General features: G+C 57.8%; 11 protein-coding genes. 9 read left to right on the forward strand and 2 right to left on the reverse strand.

All coding sequences use genetic code 11. The features are described 5' to 3' along the window. Positions 1 to 332 precede the first annotated feature (332 nt). Positions 333 to 830 (forward strand): RidA family protein, encoded by a 498-nt coding sequence (locus AB3X96_RS33715; RefSeq protein ID WP_368593073.1) that lies wholly within the window; start codon positions 333 to 335, stop codon positions 828 to 830. A gap of 303 nt (positions 831 to 1,133) precedes the next feature. On the opposite strand, the gene AB3X96_RS33720 is transcribed toward AB3X96_RS33715, so the two are convergent. Then, the gene (locus AB3X96_RS33720) at positions 1,134 to 2,003 is read right to left on the reverse strand and encodes a sugar phosphate isomerase/epimerase family protein (protein ID WP_368593074.1); all 870 of its coding nucleotides are present in this window, start codon (positions 2,001 to 2,003) and stop codon (positions 1,134 to 1,136) included. Between the two features lie 329 nt (positions 2,004 to 2,332). Here AB3X96_RS33720 and AB3X96_RS33725 point away from each other — a divergent pair, with 329 nt between their 5' ends. From AB3X96_RS33725 to AB3X96_RS33745, 5 genes are all read left to right on the forward strand, one after another. Further along, complete coding sequence (locus tag AB3X96_RS33725; RefSeq protein WP_368593075.1) at positions 2,333 to 3,298, forward strand: sugar ABC transporter substrate-binding protein; 966 nt, start codon at positions 2,333 to 2,335, stop codon at positions 3,296 to 3,298. Positions 3,299 to 3,387: 89 nt separating this feature from the next. Further along, positions 3,388 to 4,509 (forward strand): Gfo/Idh/MocA family protein, encoded by a 1,122-nt coding sequence (locus tag AB3X96_RS33730; RefSeq protein ID WP_368593076.1) that lies wholly within the window; start codon positions 3,388 to 3,390, stop codon positions 4,507 to 4,509. Positions 4,510 to 4,971: 462 nt separating this feature from the next. Beyond that, the gene (locus AB3X96_RS33735) at positions 4,972 to 6,555 is read left to right on the forward strand and encodes a sugar ABC transporter ATP-binding protein (protein WP_368593077.1); all 1,584 of its coding nucleotides are present in this window, start codon (positions 4,972 to 4,974) and stop codon (positions 6,553 to 6,555) included. Then, positions 6,548 to 7,558 carry an ABC transporter permease gene (locus AB3X96_RS33740; protein ID WP_368593078.1) on the forward strand — a complete coding sequence of 337 codons (1,011 nt, stop codon included), beginning with the start codon at positions 6,548 to 6,550 and terminating at the stop codon, positions 7,556 to 7,558. Before AB3X96_RS33735 ends, AB3X96_RS33740 begins: the two co-directional genes overlap by 8 nt. A gap of 13 nt (positions 7,559 to 7,571) precedes the next feature. Next, entirely contained in the window at positions 7,572 to 8,552 is a 981-nt protein-coding gene (locus AB3X96_RS33745) for an ABC transporter permease (protein ID WP_368593079.1), read from the forward strand. A gap of 411 nt (positions 8,553 to 8,963) precedes the next feature. Here AB3X96_RS33745 and AB3X96_RS33750 read toward each other — a convergent pair whose 3' ends face one another. After that, positions 8,964 to 9,887: a LysR family transcriptional regulator gene (locus AB3X96_RS33750; protein WP_368593080.1), complete on the reverse strand. Its 924-nt coding sequence runs from the start codon at positions 9,885 to 9,887 to the stop codon at positions 8,964 to 8,966. A 299-nt stretch (positions 9,888 to 10,186) separates the two neighbouring features. Between AB3X96_RS33750 and AB3X96_RS33755 the strand changes: the two genes are divergently transcribed. From AB3X96_RS33755 to AB3X96_RS33765, 3 genes are read left to right on the forward strand one after another with little or no spacing between them, the layout of a single operon-like run. Beyond that, on the forward strand, positions 10,187 to 11,068 hold the full coding sequence (locus AB3X96_RS33755; RefSeq protein ID WP_368593081.1) for an intradiol ring-cleavage dioxygenase: 882 nt from the start codon (positions 10,187 to 10,189) through the stop codon (positions 11,066 to 11,068). Further along, entirely contained in the window at positions 11,065 to 11,415 is a 351-nt protein-coding gene (locus tag AB3X96_RS33760) for a Dabb family protein (protein ID WP_368593082.1), read from the forward strand. Before AB3X96_RS33755 ends, AB3X96_RS33760 begins: the two co-directional genes overlap by 4 nt. Continuing rightward, positions 11,402 to 12,478: a maleylacetate reductase gene (locus tag AB3X96_RS33765; protein WP_368593083.1), complete on the forward strand. Its 1,077-nt coding sequence runs from the start codon at positions 11,402 to 11,404 to the stop codon at positions 12,476 to 12,478. The genes AB3X96_RS33760 and AB3X96_RS33765 overlap by 14 nt, the downstream gene beginning before the upstream one ends. Positions 12,479 to 12,484: the final 6 nt, after the last annotated feature.

The raw sequence follows: 12,484 nt of genomic DNA on the forward strand, positions 1-12,484 counted from the left end.
AGGATCGAACGGCTTGGCTGGTCTCGCCGCCAAAACTAGTCATGATCGAAGTGCCCAAGTGCAGCGCTGGCTCGCTGCTTCGTCTCGAACTACTGGGTTCGGCCGGCAACGGTCGGCGGTTCTTTGTGTGCTCGGACGACCGCTCGCATCGCAGCGTCGGTTCTGACTGCCACTGACGCGTTCTTTGCACCAGCGAGATTGCACGCAGCCTGTTCCTCGGGGCCGCCTTATTGTTGGGATCGGTCCTCCGGGTTTTCGAGATTGAGGCAGCACGACTTGAAAAGCCGACCGCCAGCATCTAACGTTCTTCGCAGGCTCCCGAGGAGACGGCCATGGCAAGAATCGAAGCAAAGCTGGCGGAGATGGGATTGACGTTGCCGCAGACGCTAAAGATGCCTGCAAACGTAAACATGTCATTGCCATTTGCATGGGTGCGCGTGAGCGGCACACGAGCGTTTGTCTCCGGACACGTGCCGCTCAGCCTCGATGGGACGCTTGCGCAACCGGTCGGTAAGGTCGGCGCCGAAGTTTCTTCAGATGAAGGCTACGCAGCAGCACGCCTTGTGGCGCTTGCCCACTTGGCGAGTCTTCAGAAGGCGCTCGGAGATCTGGATCGCATTACGGCCTGGTTGCGCGTATTCGCAATGATCAACGCAGCGCCCGGTTTCGACCAGATGCCACGGATTGCAAATGGCTTCTCGGATTTGATCCTTGAACTGTTCGGGCCGGACATAGGTATGCATGCACGTTCAGCCGTCGGCGTCGCGCTCCCTCTGAACGTCCCCGTCGAATGCGAAGCGGAAGTTGAGATTGACGGACTGCGCCTGTAATCGAGGATTGCCGCCGAGAGCCGGTCTCATACGCGCGTATAGGAGCCATCGTTTCGGGTCGATCCAAGAACCGACGGTCAGGGACAGCATCTGGGTGACTCAGAAAGGTCGGTTTGGCGCATTCGCCGACCGCCGGTAGCGGCCTGGTGCCAGCGTACTGTTTGCGATGCAAGCATGTCAGACGAGCGCTTGTCTCTGTTGAAGGACATCGCGTCGAGCAGGCGAAGCGTCGTACTCATGGAAGAAAACGGCCGCAAGCACACTGTCGCAGCCGTTTTATTCACCGCTTCCTGCTGTTGCCGCTTAGTTCTCGAACTGTCGAATCGTCGCGTTATACGCACGCGCTGCCATCTCGTCCAACGGCAGTTTGCGCTCGACTTCCGACAGAATTTCGACGCCCCAGGGACCATCGAAGCCCGTTGCCTGGACGGCCTTGATGAATCCCTTCACGTCAAGTGCGCCTTCACCCGGCAGGCGGCGCTTGTGGATGGTGTCCATCCACAGCGGCTCGATTGCATAGTGGTCGGCGTCGTCGAGTTCAATCCCCTTGATGAATTCCGGCTTGATCGTGGCGATTTCCTTGAAGTCGACGTTGCCACGGCTCAGATGCCAGATATCGAGCAATAACCCCGCGTTCGCCTTGTTCGCCCCCTCGACGATGGCCTTACCCGTTTCAATCGTGCGTACGTTGCTGAACGGCATGATTTCCAGCATGACTTGCGTGCCGCGCTTCTCCGCATCTTCGGCCAGCTTGCCAAACTCATCGACCATGAGCGGGACATTTGCAGTCTCCTCGCCGATGCCGGGGCCGACCTTCACAATGCGGGCGCGAAGTTCTTCCGCAGCCTTGAGATAGTAGTAACGCATGCTGTCGGACGTGCGGCGTCGCTCACCGGTTTGATACCAGTCGACGAGAAACTCGAACTCAATGTGCTTGATGTCGTTGGCTTCAAGAATTCGGCGCATTTCCGGAAAGCCAATCTTGTCAGCAGTCGCGTAGATATCGGAGTGAATCAGACCGATGCCATCCCAACCTGCCTTCGCGGCGGCTTCAACGCGGTCTTTAAAGCCGAACGGACTGATTTCGGTCGGGCCGAATGGAAAGACATCACCGGACAGCGTGAAGTAGGCGACAACAAGCTCGACTTTGGACCTGGACATTTGAACCCTCATGAAGGACGCTGCGACGAACCCAACGCGGGAGTCGCCTAGAGACGATGTCCATCACTATCACGTAGAAGCGGCGGGAGATAAACAGACCAGAAATCGTCTTTCCGTAGAGCGAAAGTTGACAATCCGGTCGCGCGTGCTAACCCAGCTCGCTGGCTCGATTGTTCGGGCTTGGCGCCCCTATCGCTTGGGGAGCGCGATGATTCTTCCGGTGGGAGGAAATTACTTTTCGTTCTGTTGCATTTTTCTTTCCAATGCGAACCCGTACTGTGCACTCCACCACAACACGGAAACCCGCTCGGCGATTCGACCGGGCCTTCAGGAGACACAGCATGAACTTGCGCAAATCCGTTATCTCTTGTCTCGCTCTTGGGACCATCGCGGCCGCTCTCAGTACAGGCGCCAATGCGGCGAACCAGCCGCACGTCGCTTTGCTCATGCCGACCCAGAGCGTTGAGTACTGGGCGCTCTACGTCAAGGGCTTTGAAAAGGAGGCTCAGGCACAAGGATTCAAGCTCGATGTGAAGGTAACCAACTACGACCCGAACGAGCAGGCGACCCAGGTTGAGCAGACACTCGCTCAAAAGCCTGATGTCATCGTCCTCGTGCCCGTGGATTCGAGCGCGATGGTCCCGTCCATTCGCAAGATTGACCAGGCGAAAATCCCGCTCGTCATTTCCAACTCCATGCCCGACCAGAAGTATTCGCGCTACTGGAAAGTCTTCACCGGGCCCAATGACATCAATAACGGTCAGGTCGCCGCGAAAGCGATGATTCAGGGATTCAAGGACAAGGGTTACGGGGACAAAGGGAAGGTCATCGTCATCAACGGCCAGATGGGTACGCCTCCTCAGATACAACGGTACCAAGGCTTCGTCGATGAGTTGAAGAAGGATGCTCCGGGTATCGAGGTGGTTGGCGCACAGCCAGCGGACTGGGATGCAGTGAAAGCAGAGGCCGCAGCATCTGCTCTTTTCACTCAGTTCAAGGATGTGAAAGGGGTCTACACGGAGAACGACTCGCAACTTCGTGGAGTGGTGACGGCCGCTCAGAGACTTGGACTGGACCCTTCGAAGCTCGTGATTGTGGGGCACGGATGTGACTCTGGGGGGGTCGAGGCTATCTCGGCAGGCAAGGCATACGCAACAGTCGAGCAATCCCCCTTCGACGATGGCGCTTACGCGGCGAGGGCCGCACAGGAACTGGCATCGGGCAAAACGCCGAAGGCAGTGCAGTATCTGCCAAACCCCGCGGCCACCAAGGCGAGCCTCAACGTCTGTTATTCCCAAAAGAAGTAATTTGCGCCGGCGGCTTTAGCCGCCGAGTCGTGAGTCGGACAAAACTGCGACCCCGCGGGGGTCGCTTTAGCTTCGAACTGGAGACAACAATGAGACGCGAGATTGGTGCAGCCGTGATTGGAACTGGCTTTATGGGCAAAGCGCACGCACTTGCTTACCGAGCGGTGCCCAATGCTTTCCCGAACTCGTTGAAACCGCGACTGGTTGCGGTGGCCGATGTCAGCGAGGCAGGTGCGCGGCAAGCCGCGGAGCAATATGGCTTCGAGCGCGCAACGTGCGACTGGAAGACGTTGCTCGATGACTCGAACGTGCAGGTGGTCTCAATCACAACGCCCTGCAGCTTGCATCGGGAAATGGCGCTTGCCGCAATTGCCGCCGGAAAGCATGTTCATTGTGAAAAGCCGATTGCGCCATCTGCCTCTGAGGCTCACGAGATGATGACAGCGGCCGAGGCTGCGAACGTCGTGACTCAAGTCGGCTACAACTACATCAAGAACCCAATCCTCAAGCTAGCGCGAGAAATGATTGCGTCCGGAGAACTGGGCGAAATCACGAGCTTCCGGGGCGTGCACGCAGAAGACTACATGGCGGACCCGGACATTCCCTACAGTTGGAGAGTAGACCCTCAGAACGGTGCCGGCGCTCTGGCTGAAATCGGCACCCATATCGTCGGTATGGCCCGCTTCCTTCTGGGCCCTATTGCCCAGGTGAACGCCCAACTCGAGACCGTTAATAAGACTCGCCCCGTCGCACCGGGGTCGGTCGAGGGTCGGGAGGTCAAGGTCGACGACATCGCGCGGTTGATTGTGAAGTTCGAGCGTGGGTGCTCGGGGTCAATCGAGGCTAACTGGGCCGCGACCGGGCGCAAGATGCAGCTTGAGTTCGAGGTGTACGGAACCAAGGGCGCGCTGTTGTTTAGCCAGGAGCGCTTCAACGAGCTGCAATACTTCAACGCTGGCGCCGACCCGCGGACAGCCGGATTTGCCCGAATCGAAGCCGGCCCCGCGCATCCTCCTTACGATAATTTCACCGTGGCTGGGGGGCACCAGCTCGGCTTCAACGACCTGAAGACGATTGAAATGGCAGAGTTTCTAGCGGCCATCGAGCACAGGTCTCCCACGTTCCCGGACTTCCGCGAGGCTTGGGAAATCCAGCGGGTTGTCGATGCGGCGAAACGGTCTTCGGCTGAAGGACAGCATATTCCTCTCTAAAAACGACTAGGGGTATCGAGGGTTGCGCGCGGTCTGTCAGGTATCGCGACCTGACTCCCGTGCGCTTTTTTTTGCTGTTCGCTGGTGCCTCAGATATTTCCTGCCACCGGAAATATCATTTCGCCTCAGTGCATTTTTCTTTCCTGAGCGAACGAATAATCTGTGACTCAACAACAACGAAGCCGCTGAAGCGACTGCTGGAGACGACCTTCATTCCTGCGCACGCAGCGATTCCTTGAATTCCTCTTCCAGTGAACCAATAGCGGCACCACTGATTCGACACCGCCATCAGGCAGGCCGAGCCCTCAGGAGAAGTCCGCCTCAGCGTCGATGCAAGGCTTCGTTGTTCGGTATGTGAGCCGTCACCCAGTTTGAGCAGTTGCGAGAACAGTCAGGTGGCCTTGACGGGTGTTCGCCCGTGTCAGCGGATGGCCAAAGATTGTCCGCTTATGGAGGAAGACAATGCTGCAAGACGCTAAAAACGGCGCCGACACGCACGCCGTGCCGAATCTGCTTTGCGCTCGCAATTTAACGAAACACTACGGCGGCGTGAAAGCGCTCACGGGAGTCAGCCTGGAGTTGGCGCCTGGTGAGATTCACGCGCTGTGCGGCGAAAACGGAGCAGGCAAAAGCACGTTCATCAAGATTCTTGGTGGCCTTGTTCAACCGGACGATGGCGAAATCACCGTCGACGGACATCAACTGAAGCTCGGTCATCGCACGGACCCCAAACTTATCTCAATTGTTCACCAGGAGCTTGCTATCGTCCCGACATTGTCGGTGCTCGACAACATCCTTCTTGGTGGCGCGGACCAGAGCGAAATCTACCGCCGAAGCCAATACCGCGATTCCGTTCGCGAACATCTGGATTCAGTCGGTCTGTCACACGTCAAGCTCGATTCGCCTGCATCGCGGCTCAGTCTTGCGGAATGCCAGCTCGTTGAAATCGCCCGTGGCATGTCGCGTCACGCGAAAGTGCTGCTTCTCGATGAACCTACCGCAACGCTGTCGGATGCGGAGATTGTCCGGGTGTTCGAGGTCGCACGCCGGTTGCGTGACCAGGGAACCGCTATGATTTTCGTGAGCCATCGACTTGACGAAGTGTTCGCGCTCACCGACCGCATTACGGTTTTCCGCAACGGCAAGCATGTTCTTACGCAGCGCACCGCTGACATGACGAGTGCCGAAGTGGTTAAGGCGATGATTGGCCGCGAACTCGTGCATAGCCAGGTCAAACCGCCCGAGAGTCGTGCCAATGTCACGCCGCGTCTCTCGATTGACAATCTGTCCGTTGCCGACAAGGTAAAGGACCTCTCGCTAGCTGTTGCGCCAGGAGAAATCCTCGCTGTGGTCGGACAATTGGGCTCGGGAGCGGAAGTAGTCGTCGAGGCATTGGCAGGCCTTCGAGGCGACATCTCCAACTCTGTGAAGCTCGATGGCCAGCAGGTCAAACTCGATGGCATCCACAGCTCGCTGCTAGCTGGTATCGGATACGTTGCAGAAGACCGCGCAGACAAAGGCGTCTTCCTGGACGCACCGATTTCCATCAATATCACTTCCTCTGTCATGGCGAAGTTCAGCCGTGCTGGTGTGATGCGACGAACCGGGGAGCAGGAGGAGGCGCTACGGCTAGCGTCGATGTTCACCATCGACCCCAAGCGCCTTCCGCATGAAGTATCCACGCTTAGCGGCGGAAACCAACAGAAGGTCTCTCTTGCGAAGGCCGTAGCGCTGTCGCCGCGCCTGCTGCTACTGAATGAGCCGACGCGCGGCGTCGATATTGGAGCGCGCAGCGAAATCTACGCGACGCTGCGCAAGATGGCAGATGAAGGTCTTTCGATTGTCTTTTACTCGACGGACCTCGAAGAAATCCTCGAGCTTGCAGACACTGTGCTGACTGTCTTCCGAGGCCGCATGGTCCGTCATAAGCCGAGATTCGAGGTAGATGGCGACACCCTCCTGCATGACATCGTTGCGGGTGGCGGTGACGCATCTCATGGTCACGTCTCTTTCCGAAGCCATCATGTGGAGGTGGGTAATGCATAAGACCGCTCTTGAGCCCACTGCGCAAGTATCGTCAACTGCGCCGCGACGTTGGGCAGCAGCGCTGCTTGGAACAACCAGTATTCACGCTGCGTCGATTCGAATCGCAACCCTTGTTCTTATCGTCGCTGCTGCAGCCGTCGTTCCGCACTTCACCGAGTTTGGCAACGTTCAATCGCTGATGTATTCGGTTGCTGCGGTCGGTGTTGGCGCTATCGGGATGGCACTCATCACGCTCAGCGGAAATCTCTTCATGCTGTCGATGGGCGCGACAGCAGCAGTCTCGACCGTGATGTTTGCCGCGCTCATTCATCTCGGTCTGGGAGCGACACTTCTACTTGTGGTGCTGAGCGGTCTACTGATGGGTGCGGTGCAAGGCGCCATCATCGCCTTGGGTAAAGCGAACCCCATCATCACCACCATTGCCACTTCCTCAATCATCATCGGTGCTGGCGTCATCTACACCGGTGGTTTGACCGTCATCGGGCGGGGTGACGCGACATGGCTCGGGCAAGGCAAGTTGTTTGGCTGGCTGCCGACTCAGATTGTCGTGTTGGCCCTCTTTGGTGCAATCGCGAGCTTCATCCTGCAAAAGTCACGAATTGGTCGTGAGATTCGACTGATTGGGATGCGAGCTGAAGTTGCGCGCATCGCTGGTCTCCGGTTGATGGCAGCGACGCTGGTTTGTTATGGGTTCGCTGGTGCTGCAGCTGCCCTCGCAGGCTCGTTGATTGCGTCGTCGTCGGCTCAAGGCAACCTGACGTACGGCATTGACCTGGACTTCAACGCGATTGCCGCGGTGCTCGTTGGCGGAATCTCGATTCGCGGTGGACGCGGCCAAATCTCTGACGCGGTAACCGGCGCTATCTTCCTGGCTGCCATCAGCAACATCCTCCTCGTCAGCGGCGTGAGCTACGAGTATCAACTGGTGGCGAAGGGCATCGTGGTTCTCGCGGCGGTGGTGTTTGGCGCATTGCTTGCCCGGCTTGGTCCGGGACGGAAATAACAGGAGACTCGAAATGGAACAAGCTCAACGATTTCTCAATCTGGCCATCCGCCTTGTCTTGCTCGTGGGAATGCCTGTCATCTTCGGTTTTAGCGTTGATCACTACTTTTCGCAGGCGAATCTGTACGCGATTTTTCAAGCGTTCGCGTTCCTCGGGATTGTGGCGCTCGGTCTCTCCGTGACGATGGTTGCGGGCGAGTTTGACTTGAGCGTCGCTGCAATCTCGACGGTCGCGGGCCTGATTACCGTTAAGTTCGGTGGCGATAGCGCGTGGCTCGGCGTACTTTATGCGGTTGTCTTCGGTGTGGTGGTCGGCATTGCCAACGCGGCGTTGCTGCCTTGGCTTGGCGTCTCCTCGTTGGTGACAACCGTGGGCTCGATGATGTTCCTGACTGGAATAGGCTACTGGCTCGCGGGTGGACGCGTGCTGAGTTACGGCAACCTCGACGTCAGCGACTTCCTCGACCAGAATGTCCTTGGCATCTTTTCGCCGCGTAGCTTTATCACGATTGCCTGCTTTATTGTCGTAGCACTCTTCTTGCGCTATACCACCTTGGGACGGGATATCTACGCCTCGGGGGGACATCGGAAGGCGGCAATTCAAAGCGGTGCGCGCGTGGGCAAGGCGTTGACAGTCGGCTTCGTCATCTCGGCCGGACTTTCGGCACTTGGCGGGGGCTTGCTCTCCCTCAGCCTTGCGACCGCCTCTGCAACGATGGGAAGCAACATACTGCTGCAGGCGGCCTCGGCGGCAATTGTCGGCGGCGTTGCATTAGGTGGCGGTATCGGCTCTCCGGTCGGCGTCGCGATGGGCGTGCTGATTCTTACTGTGCTGAACAACGGGCTCGGCCTCTTGAATGCGACGTCCACGCAGATTCTTCTCGTCAACGGCCTGTTGCTGCTTGTTGTCGTCTTGCTCGATGGTCGTCTGGGTGCGGTCTTGGCTGCTCCGCTCGGCCGATTCGCGCGAGGAAAGACAACCACTGCGACTTAATCCACGGACACTGCAGTACGGCCGACGTGTCTCGGACCCGTCGGTCGTTTTTCATTTTTCGATTCAAGGTCAATCCGGTCGCGCGTCATAGTCGATTCATCGTCAGTCATTGCTGCGACAGTTCGCAGGACGCGTCGAGGCTACCAGGGCAACATGCGGGAAAGGCACTTGTAGGGCACTTCCGTCCCCGACTTGCAGCGCACAACTTTTCTGCGTGTGCTTCAAAAACCTCGCGTTGAGCGAGGGGCTTACTGTAAATGCCGTCGGCGGGGACTTGAGTCCGAACGGTCGTGTACCGGGTTTGACATCGCCGGCGATTACCTGAGGCCGAAATCATATTTCCGCCTGCTGGAAATATCAGCGCACGGCAATGGGTTGCAAGGTTGCGAGAGTCCGAGGTTCGATGTTGTTTCAGGTTGCAAAAGTCATCCAACGCTCTTCGAGATTGAGGCTCTTGACACGCTCGATGAGAAAGTCGGTGAAGACTCTGATTTTTGCCGGCTGATAACGCCTGCTTTGATAAGCGAGGTTGATGGTCAGACGGGGAAGTCGCCAATCTTCGAGTACCGGCATTAGGCGTCCGGATACGATGTCATCATGGATGATGTAGAGCGGCTGAACGACGATGCCCAGCCCCGCGCGCCCCGCGGCAACGATGACCTGTCCTTCGTTCGAGTCGAGTGCGCTTGTGATTGCGATATTGCGCTCTTCCTTTTCTCGACGCAGGTGGAGGACATACGGGTCGACTGCCAGGTTGTAGACGAGCATCTCGTGCTGCTCCAGGTCCTCAGGAGTCTGAGGACGGCCATGAGCGGCAAGATATGCAGGCGATGCTGCGAGCACACGTCGAGTCTCGGCAAGCCGACGGATTGTGATGCAGGAATCGCCCTCATGTTCCTTCGTGCGGATAGCGATATCTATCCCGGCCTCGATGAAATTCTGATACTGATTGGCGGCGATGATTTGAACTGACAGGTTGGGATAGCGCCTTAGGAATTCTGGAAGCGCTGGAGCGAGGTGCATCATCGCGAACGATACAGAGCTAGTCACCCGGAGCACGCCTCTTGGGCTGACGGCTTCTTCGGAAGCGATTGAGTCCGCTTCGGCTAGCTCAGAGATTACGGCGGTGCATCGGCGATGATATTCGCGGCCAGCGTCCGTCAGCCACATCCGCCGGGTCGTCCGTTCTATCAATCTGGCACCGAGTCGCTCTTCAAGCGAGCTTAGGGTTCGGCTTGCTGCTGCGTTTGACATATCGAGCTGCTCCGCGGCCTTCGACAAGCTGCCGAGGTCGGCGGTAAGCACAAACAGATGCATTTGCGTCCAGCGGTCCATCGTTTCCCTCTGCCTTCCTGTTGGAACAATCTGAAGGGATTTTTCCAGCCCGTTTGCGGGCAAATATGCCGCAGTGTGGCGGAGAGATAAACCGACTGAAACTCGCAAGTTTGTAGAGTCGATTTCTACAATCAGTTGGCAGGCTGCGTCTCCGGTGAGTCGCCAAAAAGAGGCTGAATGGGAGCGGAGCCGATTTTTCCGGCACGAGGAAATGTCATTTCGTCTGGCGGCATTTTATTTACCGAAACGAAGCTTTACCTTTCGTTTTCAGACGCCTTAGCGCACAAGGAGACTGCACGATGCGCAACATCAACGAAGACACTATTACCCAAGCCGTTATCGCCTCATTTGCGGACTGCAAAAACGGAAGGTTGAGGACTGTGATGACGAGTCTCGTTCAACATCTCCATGCTTTTGCTCGAGATGTCCATCTCACCGAGGACGAATGGTTCAAAGCAATCCAGTTCCTGACGGAGGTGGGTCACATCACCGACGACAAGCGGCAGGAGTTCATTCTGCTGTCTGACACGCTTGGCCTTTCGATGTTGGTCATGTCGCAGAACAACCGCAAACCGTCCAACTGCACAGAGGCCACCGTGTTCGGACCGTTCTATGTTGAGGGCGCGCCTATTTACGACAACGGCGATGACATCTCGAATGGCGCAAAGGGCGCACCCTGCTATATAAGTGGGCAGGTGCGTGGCGCGGACGGGGAAGTCATTGCCGATGCGCAGATTGACGTGTGGCAATCGGACGAAGACGGCTTCTATGATGTCCAGAACCTCGACGAGGCCGGCAACGCCATCCATCGCGCTCGAGGTCGGCTGAAGGCCGACGCTGAAGGCTTTTTCAACTTCCGCTCGATTCTCGCGGAGGCTTACCCCATCCCACACGACGGGCCCGTTGGTCGCATGTTGGCGGCCGTCGGCCGCCACCCGTGGCGCCCTGCACACCTGCATTTCATGATTGAAGCGCCTGGATACGAGACGCTCATCACGCATGTGTTCCGCGATTGCGACAAGTATCTCGATTCCGACGTCGTGTTCGGCGTTCGCTCGACGTTGATTGCGGAGTGGAAGCGACACGAAGCAGGTGTGGCACCGGATGGTCGGGAAATCGGCGTTCCGTGGTATTCGCTTGAGTACGACTTTGTGCTTAACCCTTCGGAGGTTCCCGCATGATTAGGCATATTGTGATGTGGCGTGTTCGCGGGGACACGCCCGCGGAACGGGAAACTGCGTCGAATCTTGTCAAGAGGAAGTTCGAGGGCTTGCGGGGTCGTATTCCCGGGATGCGGCACCTCGAAGTCGGACTCGACTACAGTCGGGTCGACTACGCGTGCGACGCGGTTCTCGTCACGGAATTCGATTCTCAGGAGGCGCTAGAAGCCTATGCGTCTCACCCAGAGCATCTGCGTGTGCGCAATGAACTCGGCGACCTGCGTACAGCGAGATTCCAGGTTGACTATCAAGCAGATGCAGCCTTGATTGCAGACCGCACACCGGAGCATCTTGATGCAAAAGCGTGAATTCGTTTATCAGGCACTGGCAGGTAGGGTCGTGTTTGGTCCAGGCAGTTTGCAGCACCTCGAGCGCGAAGTGCTCCAGCTAAGCTCGGAGAGAGCACTCATTCTGTGTAGCCCCGAGCAGAAAGAAACGGGTGAAGCCGTTGCCACGCGACTCGGCAAGCGTGCCGCTGGTATCTTCGCCCGCGCGGTCATGCATGTGCCACTCGAGCTGGCTAAGGAGGCTCGCGGCCTCGCACGGGAACTGCGGGCGGACTGCGCCATTGCCGTTGGAGGCGGCTCGACGATTGGGCTCGGCAAGGCGATTGCGCTTGAATCGGACCTCCCGATTCTCGCTGTGCCGACGACATACGCCGGCAGCGAAATGACGCCCATCTATGGCATCACGGATGCCGGACTGAAAAAGACCGGTACAGACCTGCGAGTCTTGCCGAGGACCGTGATTTACGACACCGACCTGACAATGTCTCTTCCGGTCGCACTGTCGGTTACGAGCGGAATCAACGCGATTGCGCACGCTGCAGAGGGTCTTTATTCGCGTGATGCGAATCCAGTCGTCAGCATGATGGCTGAAGAGGGAATCGCCGCCCTTGCGCGTGCATTGCCGGCAATCGTCAACGACTCGCAAAGCGTCGAAGCCCGCTCTGATGCGTTGTATGGCGCCTGGCTGTGCGGGACCGTTCTGGGCAGCGTTGGCATGGCGCTTCACCATAAGCTTTGCCATACGTTGGGCGGGAGTTTCAACCTGCCGCACGCGCAGACGCACACCATCGTTCTTCCGCATGCACTCGGCTACAACCGGCAGGCTGCACCCGATGCGATGAAACGGATTGCACGCGCGCTTGGCTCGGACGACGCGGCACTGGGCGTGTATGAACTGGCGAAACGTTGCGGCGCACCGCTTGCGCTTAAAGACATCGGTATGTCTGCCCTGGACGTTTCGAAGGCCGCTGATATCGCCAGTTCCAACCCGTACTGGAATCCGCGTCCAATTGAACGCGAGGCGCTCCTGGAAATTTTGCAGGATGCTTTTGATGGCGTCGCGCCACGCGCGGCGACGACCTGACGCTTG

Origin of the sequence: Paraburkholderia sp. BR13439 (assembly GCF_040948805.1) — a bacterium.
Classification (GTDB): domain Bacteria; phylum Pseudomonadota; class Gammaproteobacteria; order Burkholderiales; family Burkholderiaceae; genus Paraburkholderia; species Paraburkholderia youngii.

What these genes read in the sequence shown, in the direction of transcription:
- AB3X96_RS33730 (WP_368593076.1), top strand. Translation starts at nt 3,388, where the DNA reads ATGAGACGCGAGATTGGTGCAGCCGTGATTGGAACTGGCTTTATGGGC.
- AB3X96_RS33735 (WP_368593077.1), top strand. Translation starts at nt 4,972, where the DNA reads ATGCTGCAAGACGCTAAAAACGGCGCCGACACGCACGCCGTGCCGAAT.
- AB3X96_RS33715 (WP_368593073.1), top strand. Translation starts at nt 333, where the DNA reads ATGGCAAGAATCGAAGCAAAGCTGGCGGAGATGGGATTGACGTTGCCG.
- AB3X96_RS33725 (WP_368593075.1), top strand. Translation starts at nt 2,333, where the DNA reads ATGAACTTGCGCAAATCCGTTATCTCTTGTCTCGCTCTTGGGACCATC.
- AB3X96_RS33760 (WP_368593082.1), top strand. Translation starts at nt 11,065, where the DNA reads ATGATTAGGCATATTGTGATGTGGCGTGTTCGCGGGGACACGCCCGCG.
- AB3X96_RS33745 (WP_368593079.1), top strand. Translation starts at nt 7,572, where the DNA reads ATGGAACAAGCTCAACGATTTCTCAATCTGGCCATCCGCCTTGTCTTG.
- AB3X96_RS33720 (WP_368593074.1), bottom strand. Translation starts at nt 2,003, where the DNA reads ATGAGGGTTCAAATGTCCAGGTCCAAAGTCGAGCTTGTTGTCGCCTAC.
- AB3X96_RS33740 (WP_368593078.1), top strand. Translation starts at nt 6,548, where the DNA reads ATGCATAAGACCGCTCTTGAGCCCACTGCGCAAGTATCGTCAACTGCG.
- AB3X96_RS33750 (WP_368593080.1), bottom strand. Translation starts at nt 9,887, where the DNA reads ATGGACCGCTGGACGCAAATGCATCTGTTTGTGCTTACCGCCGACCTC.
- AB3X96_RS33755 (WP_368593081.1), top strand. Translation starts at nt 10,187, where the DNA reads ATGCGCAACATCAACGAAGACACTATTACCCAAGCCGTTATCGCCTCA.
- AB3X96_RS33765 (WP_368593083.1), top strand. Translation starts at nt 11,402, where the DNA reads ATGCAAAAGCGTGAATTCGTTTATCAGGCACTGGCAGGTAGGGTCGTG.